The organism is Citrobacter sp. Ce104, assembly GCF_030334595.1.
Classification (GTDB): Bacteria; Pseudomonadota; Gammaproteobacteria; order Enterobacterales; family Enterobacteriaceae; genus Citrobacter; species Citrobacter europaeus.
In genome coordinates this window covers 404,670-419,845 of the sequence record NZ_JAOWDP010000068.1, presented here as the reverse complement: position 1 = coordinate 419,845, position 15,176 = coordinate 404,670, and the positions used below count along the sequence as shown (strand labels likewise).

At 50.4% G+C, this 15,176-nt stretch carries 15 protein-coding genes; 4 read left to right on the top strand and 11 right to left on the bottom strand.

Going from position 1 to position 15,176, the window contains the following annotated elements:
- Positions 1-6 precede the first annotated feature (6 nt).
- Positions 7-516, top strand: coding sequence for a PTS glucose transporter subunit IIA (gene crr / locus OGW16_RS20370; RefSeq protein ID WP_000522253.1), 510 nt, complete (start codon positions 7-9; stop codon positions 514-516).
- A gap of 209 nt (positions 517-725) precedes the next feature.
- Here the strand turns inward: crr and OGW16_RS20365 are convergent, their stop codons facing one another.
- Together OGW16_RS20365 and pdxK are read right to left on the bottom strand one after the other, a co-directional pair.
- Positions 726-965 (bottom strand): hypothetical protein, encoded by a 240-nt coding sequence (locus tag OGW16_RS20365; protein WP_043017128.1) that lies wholly within the window; start codon positions 963-965, stop codon positions 726-728.
- Positions 962-1,828 carry a pyridoxine/pyridoxal/pyridoxamine kinase gene (pdxK, locus tag OGW16_RS20360; protein ID WP_087052467.1) on the bottom strand — a complete coding sequence of 289 codons (867 nt, stop codon included), beginning with the start codon at positions 1,826-1,828 and terminating at the stop codon, positions 962-964. The genes OGW16_RS20365 and pdxK overlap by 4 nt, the downstream gene beginning before the upstream one ends.
- Before the next feature lie 82 nt (positions 1,829-1,910).
- Between pdxK and ptsJ the strand changes: the two genes are divergently transcribed.
- The gene (gene ptsJ / locus OGW16_RS20355) at positions 1,911-3,203 is read left to right on the top strand and encodes a MocR-like B6 salvage transcription factor PtsJ (RefSeq protein WP_213733286.1); all 1,293 of its coding nucleotides are present in this window, start codon (positions 1,911-1,913) and stop codon (positions 3,201-3,203) included.
- A gap of 13 nt (positions 3,204-3,216) precedes the next feature.
- Positions 3,217-3,933, top strand: a complete 717-nt coding sequence (locus OGW16_RS20350) for a type 1 glutamine amidotransferase (protein WP_043017131.1) — start codon at positions 3,217-3,219, stop codon at positions 3,931-3,933.
- Between the two features lie 90 nt (positions 3,934-4,023).
- Here OGW16_RS20350 and cysM read toward each other — a convergent pair whose 3' ends face one another.
- The 7 genes from cysM to OGW16_RS20315 form a co-directional block, all read right to left on the bottom strand.
- Positions 4,024-4,935, bottom strand: a complete 912-nt coding sequence (gene cysM / locus OGW16_RS20345) for a cysteine synthase CysM (RefSeq protein WP_043017132.1) — start codon at positions 4,933-4,935, stop codon at positions 4,024-4,026.
- 67 nt (positions 4,936-5,002) lie between these two features.
- Positions 5,003-6,100, bottom strand: coding sequence for a sulfate/thiosulfate ABC transporter ATP-binding protein CysA (cysA, locus tag OGW16_RS20340; RefSeq protein WP_047409650.1), 1,098 nt, complete (start codon positions 6,098-6,100; stop codon positions 5,003-5,005).
- Positions 6,090-6,965 (bottom strand): sulfate/thiosulfate ABC transporter permease CysW, encoded by an 876-nt coding sequence (cysW, locus tag OGW16_RS20335; RefSeq protein WP_043017134.1) that lies wholly within the window; start codon positions 6,963-6,965, stop codon positions 6,090-6,092. Before cysW ends, cysA begins: the two co-directional genes overlap by 11 nt.
- Positions 6,965-7,798, bottom strand: coding sequence for a sulfate/thiosulfate ABC transporter permease CysT (gene cysT, locus OGW16_RS20330; protein ID WP_003038061.1), 834 nt, complete (start codon positions 7,796-7,798; stop codon positions 6,965-6,967). The genes cysW and cysT overlap by 1 nt, the downstream gene beginning before the upstream one ends.
- Positions 7,799-8,815, bottom strand: a complete 1,017-nt coding sequence (gene cysP / locus OGW16_RS20325) for a thiosulfate/sulfate ABC transporter substrate-binding protein CysP (protein ID WP_043017135.1) — start codon at positions 8,813-8,815, stop codon at positions 7,799-7,801. It lies immediately after the preceding gene.
- 158 nt (positions 8,816-8,973) lie between these two features.
- On the bottom strand, positions 8,974-9,765 hold the full coding sequence (ucpA, locus tag OGW16_RS20320; RefSeq protein WP_080626260.1) for an SDR family oxidoreductase UcpA: 792 nt from the start codon (positions 9,763-9,765) through the stop codon (positions 8,974-8,976).
- A gap of 173 nt (positions 9,766-9,938) precedes the next feature.
- On the bottom strand, positions 9,939-10,595 hold the full coding sequence (locus tag OGW16_RS20315; protein WP_043017137.1) for a FadR/GntR family transcriptional regulator: 657 nt from the start codon (positions 10,593-10,595) through the stop codon (positions 9,939-9,941).
- A 144-nt stretch (positions 10,596-10,739) separates the two neighbouring features.
- Between OGW16_RS20315 and OGW16_RS20310 the strand changes: the two genes are divergently transcribed.
- Positions 10,740-12,056 (top strand): anaerobic C4-dicarboxylate transporter family protein, encoded by a 1,317-nt coding sequence (locus tag OGW16_RS20310; RefSeq protein WP_043017138.1) that lies wholly within the window; start codon positions 10,740-10,742, stop codon positions 12,054-12,056.
- A gap of 124 nt (positions 12,057-12,180) precedes the next feature.
- Here the strand turns inward: OGW16_RS20310 and OGW16_RS20305 are convergent, their stop codons facing one another.
- Together OGW16_RS20305 and argH are read right to left on the bottom strand one after the other, a co-directional pair.
- Positions 12,181-13,497, bottom strand: a complete 1,317-nt coding sequence (locus OGW16_RS20305) for an anaerobic C4-dicarboxylate transporter family protein (RefSeq protein WP_047409640.1) — start codon at positions 13,495-13,497, stop codon at positions 12,181-12,183.
- A 62-nt stretch (positions 13,498-13,559) separates the two neighbouring features.
- A complete protein-coding gene (gene argH / locus OGW16_RS20300; protein WP_043017140.1) occupies positions 13,560-14,936 on the bottom strand; it encodes an argininosuccinate lyase in 1,377 nt (458 codons plus the stop codon).
- Positions 14,937-15,176: the final 240 nt, after the last annotated feature.

Sequence of the window (15,176 nt, the reverse complement as noted above, 5' to 3'; positions counted from 1 at the left end):
AAGATCATGGGTTTGTTCGATAAACTGAAATCTCTGGTTTCTGATGATAAGAAAGACACCGGAACTATTGAGATTGTTGCTCCGCTCTCTGGCGAGATCGTCAACATCGAAGACGTGCCGGATGTAGTTTTTGCTGAAAAAATCGTTGGTGATGGCATCGCTATCAAACCAACCGGTAACAAAATGGTCGCCCCTGTTGATGGCACCATCGGCAAAATCTTTGAAACCAACCACGCTTTCTCTATCGAATCCGACAGCGGCATTGAGCTGTTTGTTCACTTCGGTATTGATACCGTTGAACTGAAAGGCGAAGGCTTTAAACGCATCGCTGAAGAAGGTCAACGCGTGAAAGTGGGCGACCCGGTTATTGAATTCGATCTGCCGCTGCTGGAAGAAAAAGCCAAGTCTACCCTGACTCCGGTTGTTATCTCCAACATGGACGAAATCAAAGAGCTGATCAAACTGTCCGGTAGCGTGACGGTGGGTGAAACTCCGGTTATCCGCATCAAGAAGTAATTCTTGTTGCAGAGAAAGATGGCGCCATCAGGCGCCATTTTTTTATATACTTCATCCTTCAGATTGCCTCTGTGTTGGCTGCAGTCGCTCACCCCGTCACGTACTCATGTACGCTCCCGGGGATTCTCTCCTTTGCCGCCTTGATGCAACCTGAATGATTTTGTATATACCCCGATAACGATTTTTATTTTTGGTAGGTCTGAAAAGCGTTAAATTTGTGAGATGACAGGTCGGTAACACGCTTCGCGCATCAGGATTTTCATTCCTTCCGGCCCGCTTTCCAACATCCGTCGTTCCGAATCCGCCACTAACAGTTCACAATCGTAGCCACCCGTAATACCAAACATCGCCCGCGCCACGCAGATATCTTCCAGCGCTGCAGCCCCGCTGGTGTCAAAATGTCCAACCATACGCCCATTCTGGCGAACCACCAGCCGGTAACTTTTCATCGAGCCTCCCCTGCCGGTGGCAGAATTAATTCATCACAACCGCACAGGTTGGTCCACGTCATCACGTCCAGCACCCGCTGTGCGGCGTCGTGCGTCGCGGTCGTCAGCGCTTTACCCAACACAATACCGCTCACCAGCTCAGCACAGAACAGATCGCCAGTCCCCTTCAGATCCGTTTTCACCCGCGGATGGGCCAGCACCTCAACCGTTTCAGCCGTCACCACCGCAACGTTAATAATCTCTTCGCTATCCCCCGGCGCGCTGGTAATCACCACCCATTTCAGCGTGTCGGTGAGCAGCGATTGTGCCGCCGCGATAGCTTCATCAAGCGTACGACACGGTTTTCCGCTCAGCATTTGTAGCTCAAACACGTTCGGCGTCAGCCCCTGAGCCAGCGGCAACAGGTGCTTGCGATAAGCTTGCGGAATTTCAGCTTTCACATACATGCCGCTGTCCGTATCGCCAATGACCGGATCGACCAAAATGCACAGTGCCGGATGCGTAGCCCGAACTGTTTCCAGCCACTGCGCCAGCAAGGCGATTTGCTCCGCGCTCCCCATATAGCCCGTGGTCACCGCCTTTAACTCGCGTAAAGCATCACGCTCATTTAAGGCGCGGAGATAACCGCTAAACCAGTCGGGCGGAATAACGCCGCCGTAAAAGGTTTCATAATGCGGGGTATTACTGAACAGCACCGTAGGGACTGCCGTCACGCGTAATCCCTGCGCCTTAATGGCCGGAACAGCGATGCTGTTGCCTACGCTGCCATACACCACTTGTGACTGGACGGCGACGATATCGGTCTGTAACGCCCGATGCTTGTCGTCGAAGAGCACCGACTGAATATCATTCCCCTGCTCCATAAATTTCTCCTCTCGCTGGACAGCGGGCTTACACCTCACTATTATCGTCATATGCTAAAATTCATTTTGTCATAGGTCAATAATGATCGACGGAAAAACCGCTAGCGAAATTTTTGACAGTATTCGTCAACATGTCGCTACAGGCACGCTGGCAGCGGGCGAAACGTTACCGCCAGTACGTGAACTGGCAACGGCATTAAACGTCAACCGCAATACTGTCGCAGCGGCTTATAAACGCCTGGTCACCTCCGGGTTGGCACAAAGTCTGGGACGCAATGGCACGGTGATCAAAGAAATTTCTGCCCCCGTTGCGCTGGAAGGCGGTGATCCGGATACCCCGCTTATCGATCTTTCCGGCGGTAATCCTGCGCCCTCGCGTCTTCCCGATCTGAGTAGTTATTTCGCGAAGATAAATAAGAATCCGCGGTTGTATGGTGATGCTGCCGTCTCGCCAGGACTTAAAGCATGGGCCGCGCAGTGGATGCAGGATGTAATGCCTTGCAAGGGTGAAATTGATATCACCAGTGGCGCCATTGATGCCATTGAGCGGCTGCTGTGCGCCCATTTACTGCCTGGCGACAGCGTTGCCGTAGAAGATCCGTGCTTTTTGAGTAGCATAAACATGCTGCGCTATGCCGGTTTCTCCGCCAGTCCGGTCAGCGTTGACCGCGAAGGCATGCAGCCAGACATGCTGGAAACCGCGCTTCAGAAAGGCGCGCGGGCGGTGATTCTGACGCCGCGTGCGCACAACCCCACAGGATGCAGTCTGAGCGCATCCCGTGCGGCGCAATTGCAGGAAATCCTGGCTCGCTATCCGCAAACGCTGGTGATTGTTGACGACCACTTTGCGCTGCTGTCCGCTTGCCGCTGGTATACGGTAATAGCTAAGGAAACCACGCACTGGGCGGTTGTCCGCTCGATGTCAAAAACGTTAGGCCCGGATTTACGCCTGGCCATTGTGGCCAGCGATCCGCTCACTTCCGGAAAACTGCGTTTACGGCTCAACTCCGGCAGTCAGTGGGTCAGCCATCTGCTCCAGGATTTAGCCTGCGCCTGCCTGAGTGACGAGACATATCAACACACGCTGGCACAAACTCAGCAGTTTTACGCTGCCCAGCAACAAAAACTGGCAGCGGCTCTGCGCCAACATGGCATTGATCTGCCCGCCGGTGACGGGCTGAATCTATGGCTACCGCTGGAAAATAACAGCCAGGCGACCGCTTTTGCGTTGGCAAAATCTGGCTGGCTGGTACGTGAAGGCGAAGTGTTTGGCGTCAATACGCCTGCGCACGGCCTGCGCATTACGCTGTCAACCTTAACTGACAGCGACATTAACAAGCTGGCGGCTGATATTCATCAGGCGCTAAAGCGCTAACAGGAGAGAAAAAGTGCGAGTTCATTTTGTTATTCATGAGTCTTTCGAATCTGCTGGCGCGTACCTGCCGTGGGCCGAATCACGCGGCTATACCATCACCTGGTCACGCGTTTACGCCGGAGAAACAGTCCCCGCTAATGCCGATGGCTTCGATATGCTGGTGGTATTTGGCGGCCCGCAGTCCCCCCGCACCACGCTGGCAGAGTGCCCATACTTTGACTCTCAGGCCGAGCAGCATCTGATTAACCAGGCGATTTCGGCACGAAAAATCGTGGTGGGGATCTGTTTGGGGTCGCAGTTAATCGGTGAAGCGCTGGGCGCGAAGGTGTGCCAAAGTCCGGAAAAAGAGATAGGTCACTACCCGATCGTCCTCACCGAGGCAGGCCAACAGCATCCGTTATTTAACCATTTCGGCTCACCGCTCACCGTCGGTCACTGGCACAATGACATGCCAGGGTTAACCGACCAGGCGACAATTCTTGCCGCAAGCGAGGGCTGCCCGCGACAAATCGTGCAATACGGTAATTTCATCTATGGTTTTCAGTGCCATATGGAGTTTAACGCCGAAGCGGTAGAAGGATTAATTCAGCACTCAGAGCAAGAACTTGCCGAAGCCAAAGGGAAACGCTTCATCCGCTCTGTGGAAGAGATGCGCGCCTGTGATTACCAGCAGATGAATGAGAAGCTGTGGCAATTCCTTGATAAGCTGGTAGAAAAACGTAACGATTGAACATGGCAGGCCGGATAACACGCTTTGCGTCATCATCCGGCATAGTGTCGTACCTTTGCCTGATAGCGCTACGCTTATCAGGCCGACAAATTAAATCCCTGCGCCCTGGTTGAAGTGCTCCTCACCAAAAACGCCGGTCGAAAGGTAGCGATCGCCGCGATCGCAGATGATCGCTACCACCACTGCCCCCGGTGTCGCGCGCGCCACGCGTAACGCGCCCGCTACCGCGCCGCCAGAACTGACACCGCAAAAAATACCTTCACGCACGGCCAGTTCACGCATGGTGTTTTCCGCATCGTTCTGATGAATATCCAGCACCTCATCCACCAGCGAAGCGTTAAAAATACCCGGCATATATTCTACTGGCCAGCGGCGAATGCCAGGAATGCTGCTGCCCTCTTCCGGCTGCAGACCGACGATGGTGACCGGTTTTTCCTGCTCGCGCAGAAAACGCGACACGCCGGTAATCGTGCCTGTCGTTCCCATACTGGAAACGAAATGCGTGATACGGCCTGATGTCTGCTGCCAGATTTCGGGTCCGGTGGTGGTGTAGTGCGCGTACGGGTTATCAGGATTATTGAACTGATCGAGCAGTTTACCTTCTCCACGCTGCGCCATCTCAAGGGCTAAGTCGCGCGCCCCTTCCATCCCCTGCTCTTTGGTCACCAGAACCAGTTCAGCCCCATAAGCACGCATCGCCGCACGGCGTTCCTGACTCATGTTGTCTGGCATCAGCAGCTTCATGCGGTAACCCTTCAACGCGGCGATCATTGCCAGCGCAATTCCGGTATTACCGCTGGTCGCCTCAATCAGCACGTCGCCAGGCTTAATTTCTCCGCGTTTTTCCGCTTCGACGATCATCGACAACGCGGCACGGTCTTTCACCGAACCCGCGGGATTATTGCCTTCCAGCTTGACCCAAATTTCACTGCCGTTATCCGGCACCAGACGTTGTAATTTCACCAGAGGCGTATTGCCAATTGTTTGTTCTAATGTGTTCACGTTTTCAGCTCATAAAAAAGCCCGGTAAGCGTAGCGCCACCGGGCGATAACTATGCAAATTAACCTATCAGGCAGATTGCGCCAGGGCAAGTTCCTCTTCACGCGTTTCAATACGCTGGTCGCCGTTATACAGACGCGCATTTTGCAGTCCAACGAACAAACGTTCGCCGCGGCTCGGGGAATTATCGCCCTGCATGACCACCGTCAACGGTTCGTTATACCACCCCAGTGGTTGCACAACTAATTGGGTGTAGTGTCCTTTTGGGCTGGCTTCCAGCACCTGAACCGGCAATGGCGAATCCAGGCTGGTACGACGGCTGACATCCACTTCCCACGGGCGCAGGAACAGATCCACCGGTCCCTGATAGCCTGGCGTGTAGCCCAACGGCCAGCGATGTGCGCCCACGTGGAACTGTCCACCGCGAATCGTCCCCTGCAGGCGGTTAACCTCACCCATAAATTCCAGGACGAAACGAGTAGCCGGTTCGCGCCATACCTGATCCGGCGCATCGGCCTGTTCGATATGGCCCTGACTCATCACCACCACACGGTCTGCAACTTCCGTCGCTTCTTCCTGATCGTGGGTCACAAACACGCTGGTAAACTTCAGCTCTTCATGCAACTGGCGCAGCCAGCGACGCAGCTCTTTACGCACCTGAGCATCGAGCGCGCCAAACGGCTCGTCGAGCAGCAGGATCTGTGGCTCTACCGCCAGCGCACGCGCCAACGCCACACGCTGCTTTTGCCCGCCGGAAAGCTGTGCCGGGAAACGGTCCGCCAGATGAGCCAACTGAACCATTTCCAGCAGTTTGGTCACTTTTGCTTTGATGGCCGCCGCATTCGGGCGCTCACGCCGTGGCAGGACCGTCAGGCCAAAAGCGATGTTGTCGAAAACGGTCATATGACGAAACAGCGCATAGTGCTGGAACACGAACCCCACCTTACGGTCGCGGGCGTGCAATCGGCTGACGTCGGTACCGTGAAAACGGATATGCCCGCTGGACTGATGCTCCAGTCCGGCAATAATGCGCAGCAGCGTGGTTTTGCCCGAGCCGGATGGCCCCAGCAGCGCGACCATCTGACCTGAAGGAATATCCAGCGAGATATCGTTCAGCACCTGGGTGCGACCAAAAGACTTCTTAATATTGGCAATCTCAATGCTCATGGTTTTCCTCCTGCTGCGCGCGTTTCTCCTGGTTCTCCAGACGCCATTGCAACATGCTCTTCAAAAACAGGGTAATAATCGCCATCAGCGTTAATAGCGCCGCGGCGGTAAAGGAGCCGACCGTGTTGTAGTCCTGCTCCAGTAATTCAATCTGTAGCGGCAGCGACAAGGTTTCGCCCCGAATCGAGCCGGAAACCACCGACACCGCGCCAAACTCGCCAATCGCACGCGCGTTGGTCAACACCACGCCGTACAGCAATGCCCAACGAATATTTGGCAGCGTAACGCGTCGGAACATCTGCCAGCCGGACGCGCCCAGCAACACAGCCGCTTCATCTTCATTGCTGCCCTGGCTTAACATCACCGGCACCAGTTCGCGCACCACAAACGGACAGGTCACGAATACCGTCACCAGTACCATCCCCGGCCAGGCAAACATAATTTGCAGGTTGTGCTCATCCAGCCATCCACCAAGCGGACCGTTAGAGCCGTAAAACAGCAGATAGACCAGACCGGCGACCACCGGCGAAACGGCAAATGGAATGTCCAGTAGCGTCAGCAACAGCTGACGGCCGGGGAAGTTGAAGCGAGTCACCAGCCAGGCCAGCAACACACCAAACACCAGGTTCACCGGCACCGCAATCAGCGCAATCAGTACCGTCAGCCAGATGGCATGCAGCATGTCCGGGTCAGCCAGGTTATTTAATACCGGCATCAACCCCTTGCTGAACGCCTGCACGAAGATATAAATCATCGGCACCAGCAAAATAAAGGCGGAGACCAGCATGCCCGTGCCGATCAAAAACCATTTACCCCAGTTGATGCGGGGTGCGCCATAGCGTTTCAATTGGGTAATGTCTGCCATCAGTGACCTACCACGCGTCGACCAAAGCGACTTTGCAGGGTGTTAATTGAAAACAGCAGCAGCAACGACGCCCCGAGGATCACAGAAGCAATCGCGCTGGCGGCTGGGTAGTCAAACTCCTGCAAGCGAACAAAAATCATCAGCGAGGTCACTTCCGTTTTCCATGCGATGTTCCCGGCGATAAAGATAACCGCGCCAAACTCACCGAGGCTTCGGGTAAACGACAGCGCAACGCCCGCCACCAGCGCGGGAGACAACTCCGGCAGCACCACTTTACGAAAGCTCTGCCAGCGGGTGGCACCAAGCGTTTCCGCCGCTTCTTCATATTCCGGGCCTAACTCTTCCAGAACCGGCTGTACAGTACGCACCACGAACGGAATGCTGGTAAACGCCATCGCCACTGCGATGCCGAGCCAGGTGTAGGTCACCTTAATATCCAGCTTCGCCAGCCACTCGCCGTAGAAACCGTTGACTGAAAACAGCGATGCCAGCGTCAGGCCTGCCACAGCCGTAGGCAGCGCAAACGGCAGATCCATTAACGCATCCAGCAGCGTACGGCCCGGAAAGCGATAGCGGGTTAAGATCCACGCCATCAGCAAACCAAACACGCCGTTAAAAATCGATGCCACAAACGCTGACAGCAGCGTCACTTTATAAGCCGCTACCACCTGCGGATTGGTAATTACATCCCAGTATTGCGCCCAGCTCATTTGCGCCAATTGCATCACCAGCGCGCTTAGCGGCAGCAGCAATATCAGGCAGACAAACAGTAAGCTGGTGCCCAGGCTTAAGGTAAAGCCGGGCAGCACGCGTCGGGAAGAAACAGCAAACATTTACTTACGCCCCGCCGCCAACAGTTTGTCCAGCTCACCGCCGCTGACAAAGTGCGTTTTCATTACCTCAGGCCACGAGCCAAACTTGTCTTCCACGCGGAACAACTCGGTCTGCGGGAATTTGTCTTTCAGCTTGTCCATCACCTGCGGGTTATTCACCCGGTAGTAGTAATCCGTGATGATGGTCTGCGCCTGCGGGCTGTACAGCCAGTTCAGGTACGCCTTTGCCGCTTTTTCAGTACCGTTGGCCTGCACATTTTTATCTACCCAGGCCACCGGGAACTCCGCCAGAATGTTGACCTTCGGCACCACGACTTCGAAGCCCTGGTCTTCATACTGTTTACGGATGTTATTCACTTCCGATTCAAACGTGATCAGCACATCACCCAGACCGCGTTCAACAAAGGTGGTCGTTGCACCGCGACCACCGGTATCAAACACTTCCACGTTCTTCAGAAACTGGGTCATAAACTGTTCGGTTTTGGCTTTATCGCCCCCATCCGCTTTATCTGCCGCACCCCACGCTGCCAGATAGGTATAACGCGCGTTCCCGGAGGTTTTCGGATTCGGGAAAATCAGCTTCACGTCCGGGCGAACAAGGTCGCTCCATTCGTGGATATTTTTTGGGTTACCCTTACGCACCAAAAACGCCATGGTGGAATAGAATGGCGAACTGTTATTCGGTAGACGGCTTTGCCAGTCGGCGGGGATCAGTTTGCCCTTGTCATGCAGGATCTGTACGTCGGTCACCTGGTTATAGGTCACCACATCGGCTTTCAGTCCCTGCAGAATCGCCAGCGCCTGTTTTGATGACCCGGCATGAGATTGTTTAATCGTCAGTTTGTCACCGCCGTTATCCTTCGCCCATTGCTGTTCGAACGGCGGGTTAAGGGCGGCAAACAGTTCGCGGGAAACATCGTATGAACTGTTCAGCAGTTCCGTTGCCTGCGCCTGACCCACCAGCAACAGCATTGCTGCCAGCGTCAGGGTTCTTTTTTTCAGTAAGTTAACGGCCATTGCGCACCCTTATAAATTAAATGACTTTCTTATGGTCATCATATTTATAACCAGTGCTAAAGGAGTAACGGTTTTATATACCGTTTGATGATTTGAAAGTTGAAAAGAGAATAAGGGGGGCACCTCCCCAGGTTCACCAGGGAGGAGACCGGCATCAATCAGACGCCAACGCTAACGCTTTCAGGCAGGGTGCTGCCGCCATCAATCACATTTTGCGTGCCAGTTAAGTAACTGGACTCATCCGACGCCAGGAATGCCGCCAGTTCACCGACCTCAAGCGGGCAGGCCAAACGGCGCATCGGAATAGCTTTCGCCATTTCGACTAATACGGATTCCGGATCCTCCGGATTAGACTGACGAGCGATGTTTTCCGCCATCGGCGTACGAACGTAGCCCGGGCAAATGGCATTCACGCGAATGCCGGACTGCGCGTATTCGACCGCCAGGGATTTGGTCAAACCGATAATTGCGGCTTTCGACAACGCATAAGCCGTTTCGCCCGGATCGGCAACCATATCTCCAGTCACAGATGACATCATCACGATGCGCCCGTCTTTGCGCGCAATCATCTCCGGCAGAACGGCTTTCGTCACGTTCCAGACGCCTTTAATGTTAATATCAATGTGGAAATCGCGATCTTCATCGCTCATATCAAGGAAGTTGCCGAGGCGACAGACGCCCGCATTGTTGACCAGAATATCGATTTTGCCTTCGATTTTCTTCGCGCGTTTTACCGCTTCCGCTACCGACGCAAAATCTCTGACGTCAGCATGAACGGCTGTGCAACGGTGTCCACGCCCAGCCAGTTCATCCGCCAGTTTTTCAATCTCATCGGAGATATCCAGCAGGATTAAGTTCGCGCCATGGCGGGCAAACGTTCTGGCAATCCCTTCGCCAATACCCTGAGATGCGCCCGTAATCAATGCTGTTTTGCCCGTGAGTTTTCCCATTTCAATATTCTCCTTTTGAATATGAAGCATTCACTTCATTCACGCAGAAGATACAGCAATAACAAATTAGTGCTGAGGAATAGCTCACTAAATCAGGTTAATCTCAGGTAAAAAAATCCCCGACGATGCGGGGACCCAACAGCAAACATGTTCTGACTACGTTATCAGAAGATTTACAGCCGTTTTTCCAGCAAATGTGCTCTCATCAACTCCGACGCCATCTGCGCGTCCCCTTTCTTAATATGAAGCAATATTTCCCTCTGCTTTGTCGCCGTATCAAGAAAATACTGACGATCGTTCGCAGGTAACGACTCCCTTGTTTTCTCAAAATAAGTAATCAGGACATCTGAGAAAACCTGCAGCACTCGATTGCCACTCGCCTGTAGCAAGAGCAAATGAAAATCTCTATCGTGACGATCGGCCACCAGGGGGTTATCCGCATTTTCTTCAATAAGCCTTAGCTCATTTTCAAGTTTGGAGAGCATTGCCGGGAAGATTCTACGCGTTGCCAGAGGGATAATCGCACACTCAATCAGGATCCTTGCCTCTGTAAATTCCGTGATATCAAACCCGGACAAATCAAACTGCATTAACAACTGGTGATTTATATTGTGCTGTTCCAAATTTTTCAAGACGCTACCACGACGGGGAGAACGTTCAAGCATTCCCATCTGTACCAGCGTACTGAGCGCCTGACGAACTTTATATCTTGATGTATTAAAACGAACAGCAAGTTCAGTTTCAGTTTCAATGCGCCCATCAGCATTGCGGTTAGCATCATCAAGCAGATAATTTTTAATACTTTCAAACAGTTCGTTTTTGTTATCCATAAACACTCTCTGATTAAAGTGCTGTAAAAATCATGAGTATAAATAATCTAATAAGTTAGATTGCTTAATATACTGTTATGGTAAGATTATAGCTCCTATTATTCAAATTATATCAGGTCATTTGTTAATAAAAAGGAATTAATTATGGTGTTATTCGTAACTCAGTTTGCGATAGTACTGATATGTATCGGTATAGGCGGGCGTTTTGGCGGGATTGGCCTCGGGGCTGCTGGCGGGTTGGGACTCGCTATCCTGACTTTTGGTTTTGGGCTCCCCCCCGACTCACCTCCTATTACTGTTATTTCTATTATCCTTGCGGTTATCACATGCATCACAATCCTCCAGGCGGCTGGTGGGCTTGATTTATTCGTTACGATGGCAGAACGGATCCTCAGAAAGTGGCCAGGCGCTATCACTTTTCTCGGCCCAGCTGTCGCTTACCTTTTTACTGCTATCTGCGGAACAGGGTATGTTGCCTTTTCCGTTTATCCAGTAATTGCTGAAATTGCAGCAGATGCCAGGGTACGGCCAGAAAGGGCCATGTCTATGTCAGTAATCGCTGCCAATTTTGGGCTCATTGCCAGCCCAGTCAGTGCGGTCGTTACAGGGACAATTGCTGTCCTTGCTGGCTTACATGTCTCTGCTTTAGATATCTTATTGGTCACCGTTCCCGGAACGTTCCTGGGCTGTATTGTCGGCTGCCTTTTCGTCTTTAAAAGAGGTCATGAGCTTAAAAACGATCCGGAATTCCAACGCAGGGTTGCTGAAGGTGAGTTTGAATCAGTAAAAGCTGAAGAGCGAACCGCCAATATAGTGACAAAAGAAGCGAAGAGAGGATTGCTGATTTTCCTTACCGGTATCATTCTGGTGGTGCTTATGGGTTCAATTCCTGAGTTACGTCCACAGTGGAATAACGGTAGCGGAATGGAACGTATGAGTATCCCAACCACACTGCAAATAGTTATGCTGACAACAGCATGTATTATTATGATGGTGTGCCGAATTTCTCCATCAAAACTTGATTCAGGTTCAGTTTTTAAAGCAGGTCTTGTAGGTGTCGTCGCCATATTTGGTCTGTCATGGATGATGAACTCCTTCTTTGAGGCATGGCACGAATTATTTAACACTGCCTTCCACGGTTTTCAGAATCCCGTATTGTTTGGCATTATTGTTTTTGGCCTTTCTGCCGTAATTTATAGCCCAGCTGCAACTGCTGTAGCGCTACTCCCCGCTGGCGTGTTAATGGGATATCCGGCAGAAACCCTGGTCGCCCTGCTCCCGCTTACTTGTGGATCGTTCATTATTCCTGGAGGGGCACAGATCGGCTGTGTGGCGTTTGATCGAACCGGGACAACTCGAATTGGCAAGTATGTGGTTAATCACAGCTACATGCTACCAGGCCTTGTTACCGTTGTAGCATCAACCCTTTTTTGCTTCCTTTTTTCCAGAATGCTGATGTAGAGCGAGAGAGCTCGTTAATTGTGGTAATACCTTTTCTTCATGGCATCCCCCCTGAACGAGCTCAGAGAGGATGCCCATTACTCATTATTGAATATCGCCACTGCAGTTTTCCACAGAACGCACTTTACAGAACAACTTGAGCAATTAGATAAGCAAAAATTACCTGAGAGATGACCATGACAAAGCCCGGACGAATATAGCTATGGTTGACAACAAAGCGTCCAATCTTTGTGGTACCTGTTCGGTCAAATGCAACACAACCGATTTGATTTGCTCCCGGTATAATGAAGTCACCACAGGTACAGGCAAAAATAGCAATAAGAAACGGGGCTGGTATACCTAAGGTAACACCAAGTGGCATGATGGCAGCTACCGTCGCCGCAGGACTCATAATGACCAGAGAGAACAAGAATACAACCACACCAAATAGCATTGGAGCGCCATTTACAATGCCACCAAAGACCTTAATCAATTCTGGCTGATAGGCATCAAAAAACGTCGCAGTCATCCATGAAACGCCAAGGATTGCCACCACCCCCATTAAACCAGCACGGAAGACTGAGCCGCTATTCAAGCTACTGCTTGGTACTTTACTGACGATCATAATAAACAAAGCTGCTGTCAACATAATCATCTGTATAACCATTGGGGTTGACAGTCTTTTTCCATCCCAGGAAGGGAGTAACCCTGTAAAAGAACCTAAAATAAGCACCAGTACTACGCCAATCGCAAAGATCACAACGCCTTTTTTAGCGCCGGCCGTAGCAACATATTCTTTTTTCTGCTCAGTATGCATGAACTCATATTCGCCAGCGGCTACTCTCCTCTGAAATTCCGGATCGTCCTCCAGCTCTTTTCCGCGTTTATAAACCGAAAAGCTGGTAACAATAGCAGCCAAAAAGAATGAAGGGAGAGCAATTGTCAGTATTTGCCCAAGAGTAATCCCAGCATATTCATGCAGGATTGCCAGCATCCCCGCGGTTGCCGCACTCATCGGACTGGCTGCAACCGCGACACTGGCCGCAATAACCGTTGCGGACAACGCTCGCTCCGGACGGACCTTTGCTTCAGCAGCAACTTCAGCGACAACCGGATACAAAGAGAAAGCAACGTAAGTAGTGCCACAGAATAGTGTAAATATGGAAGTTAATATTGGGGCAACAAAAGTAATAGCCTGTGGTTTTTTACGCAGTAATTTTTCAGCCACACGCACAAGATAATCAAGTCCTCCAGCGGCCTGTAATACGCTGACAGCGCCAATCACGCAAATAATAATTAACATTGCAGTAATAGATGGTGTGGAGGGTTTAAGTCCAAAGCCCAGAACTAATATTGCAACGCCAAGTCCTCCACCAGCACCAAGCCCCATTCCACCATAACGCCCACCTATACCAATACAGGCGAGTACAATTAATAATTGTATAAAAAATAAAGCATCCATTTTTCACCTCTAAGCATCTCCCGGATATTGCATCCGGGAGATATTAATTATTATGCTCAGGATTAGTTTAAATATGATTTAGCAACTTCGATCTGTTTTTTAACAGCGTCAGTGCCAGTTCCACCATAAGACATTCTTGATTTAATACATGCTTCGAGAGATATACTCTCATAAATATCATTATCAATCTTATCATCAAATGAATGGAATTCATCCAGGGTAAGTTCTTCCAACATTTTTCTATGTTTTATACAGTAATTAACAGCACTGCCAACAATATGGTGAGCTTCCCTGAAAGGGATTCCTTTTCGAACCAGGTAGTCAGCCATATCGGTCGCGTTTGAAAAACCTCTCGCTGCTGCGCTGCGAGTATTCTCTGAGAGAATAACCATTTTTTCGAGCATCGGCGCCATAATTTTCAAACTGGTCTGTAAGGTATCCATAGAGTCATAGACCTGTTCTTTATCCTCACTCATATCAGTATTGTAGGCGAGAGGAATACCTTTCATGATGGTCAGCATCGCCATTAGATTTCCGTACATACGCCCACCTTTACCACGCATTTTTTCGGCCACATCGGGATTTTTCTTCTGTGGCATAATGCTGGAGCCGGTACAGAAATCATCTGAAAGCTCAATAAATTTAAAATCCTGACTTGAGAATAAAACCAGCTCTTCAGACAAACGGGTAAGATGCATAAAACACATAGCCGCTGCAGCAGTGAATTCAACCATATGGTCGCGATCGCTGACAGAATCAATACTATTCTCAGTCGGCTTGTCAAAACCAAGCTCTTGAGCCGTGAAATCACGATCAATGGGAAAAGTTGTACCAGCAAGGGCCGCTGAACCTAAAGGGCATTCCCCCATGCGTTGATAAAGGTCTTCAAAACGGGTCCAGTCACGGCGTAACATCCAGTAATATGCCATTATCCAGTGCGACAGAAGAATGGGCTGCCCGGTCTGCAAATGAGTATAACCGGGCATAATCGCATTAATGTTATTTTCAGCTTTGCTGATAATAACTTTTTGCAGATTAACGATATCCTGCTGAATTTCCCGAATAGTTGATCTCATATGCATTTTAGAATCAACAGTCGTTTGGTCATTACGACTTCGGCCTGTATGTAACTTCCCGCCAACAGGACCAATTATTTCTGTCATACGTCTCTCAATCGCCATATGAATATCTTCATCAACGGTATCAAAAACGAACTGCCCTTCCTTAATTTCTTTATCTACTTGCCTTAAGCCAGCAATAATCTTATTCGCTTCATCCTGCGTGATAATTCCCTGACGGCCCAACATAGTGGCATGAGCAATACTCCCCTGAATATCGAAAGGGCAAAGACGTTGTTCCAACATAATTGTCGCGTTATAGGATTCAACCAGTTTATTTGTAGGCATATCAAAGCGCCCACCCCATAATTTTGTAGACATAAAACCTCCAGGGAGTTTTTGTTGCAAAATAGTTAAATAAAAATTCCGTTATTTTTCGGTCATTTTCAGATTACAAGACTGTCATTTTAATTGTCAACAAATGAAGCCATTAAATCAATTTATACAGGAATTAATTACACTTATTAGCGGGTTTATTTTTATGAATCACGCGAAAAAATCAGATCTTTATCACATTTAAATCATTTTTTATTTCAGATATATTCAGAATTTTTAAAGTAA

Excerpts from the sequence above, each read along its gene's own strand:
- ptsJ (WP_213733286.1), top strand. The coding sequence starts at position 1,911 with ATGATCGACGGAAAAACCGCTAGCGAAATTTTTGACAGTATTCGTCAA.
- argH (WP_043017140.1), bottom strand. The coding sequence starts at position 14,936 with ATGTCTACAAAATTATGGGGTGGGCGCTTTGATATGCCTACAAATAAA.
- cysW (WP_043017134.1), bottom strand. The coding sequence starts at position 6,965 with ATGGCAGACATTACCCAATTGAAACGCTATGGCGCACCCCGCATCAAC.
- crr (WP_000522253.1), top strand. The coding sequence starts at position 7 with ATGGGTTTGTTCGATAAACTGAAATCTCTGGTTTCTGATGATAAGAAA.
- cysA (WP_047409650.1), bottom strand. The coding sequence starts at position 6,100 with ATGAGCATTGAGATTGCCAATATTAAGAAGTCTTTTGGTCGCACCCAG.
- OGW16_RS20305 (WP_047409640.1), bottom strand. The coding sequence starts at position 13,497 with ATGGATGCTTTATTTTTTATACAATTATTAATTGTACTCGCCTGTATT.
- ucpA (WP_080626260.1), bottom strand. The coding sequence starts at position 9,765 with ATGGGAAAACTCACGGGCAAAACAGCATTGATTACGGGCGCATCTCAG.
- OGW16_RS20315 (WP_043017137.1), bottom strand. The coding sequence starts at position 10,595 with ATGGATAACAAAAACGAACTGTTTGAAAGTATTAAAAATTATCTGCTT.
- OGW16_RS20310 (WP_043017138.1), top strand. The coding sequence starts at position 10,740 with ATGGTGTTATTCGTAACTCAGTTTGCGATAGTACTGATATGTATCGGT.
- pdxK (WP_087052467.1), bottom strand. The coding sequence starts at position 1,828 with ATGGAGCAGGGGAATGATATTCAGTCGGTGCTCTTCGACGACAAGCAT.
- cysP (WP_043017135.1), bottom strand. The coding sequence starts at position 8,815 with ATGGCCGTTAACTTACTGAAAAAAAGAACCCTGACGCTGGCAGCAATG.
- cysT (WP_003038061.1), bottom strand. The coding sequence starts at position 7,798 with ATGTTTGCTGTTTCTTCCCGACGCGTGCTGCCCGGCTTTACCTTAAGC.
- OGW16_RS20365 (WP_043017128.1), bottom strand. The coding sequence starts at position 965 with ATGAAAAGTTACCGGCTGGTGGTTCGCCAGAATGGGCGTATGGTTGGA.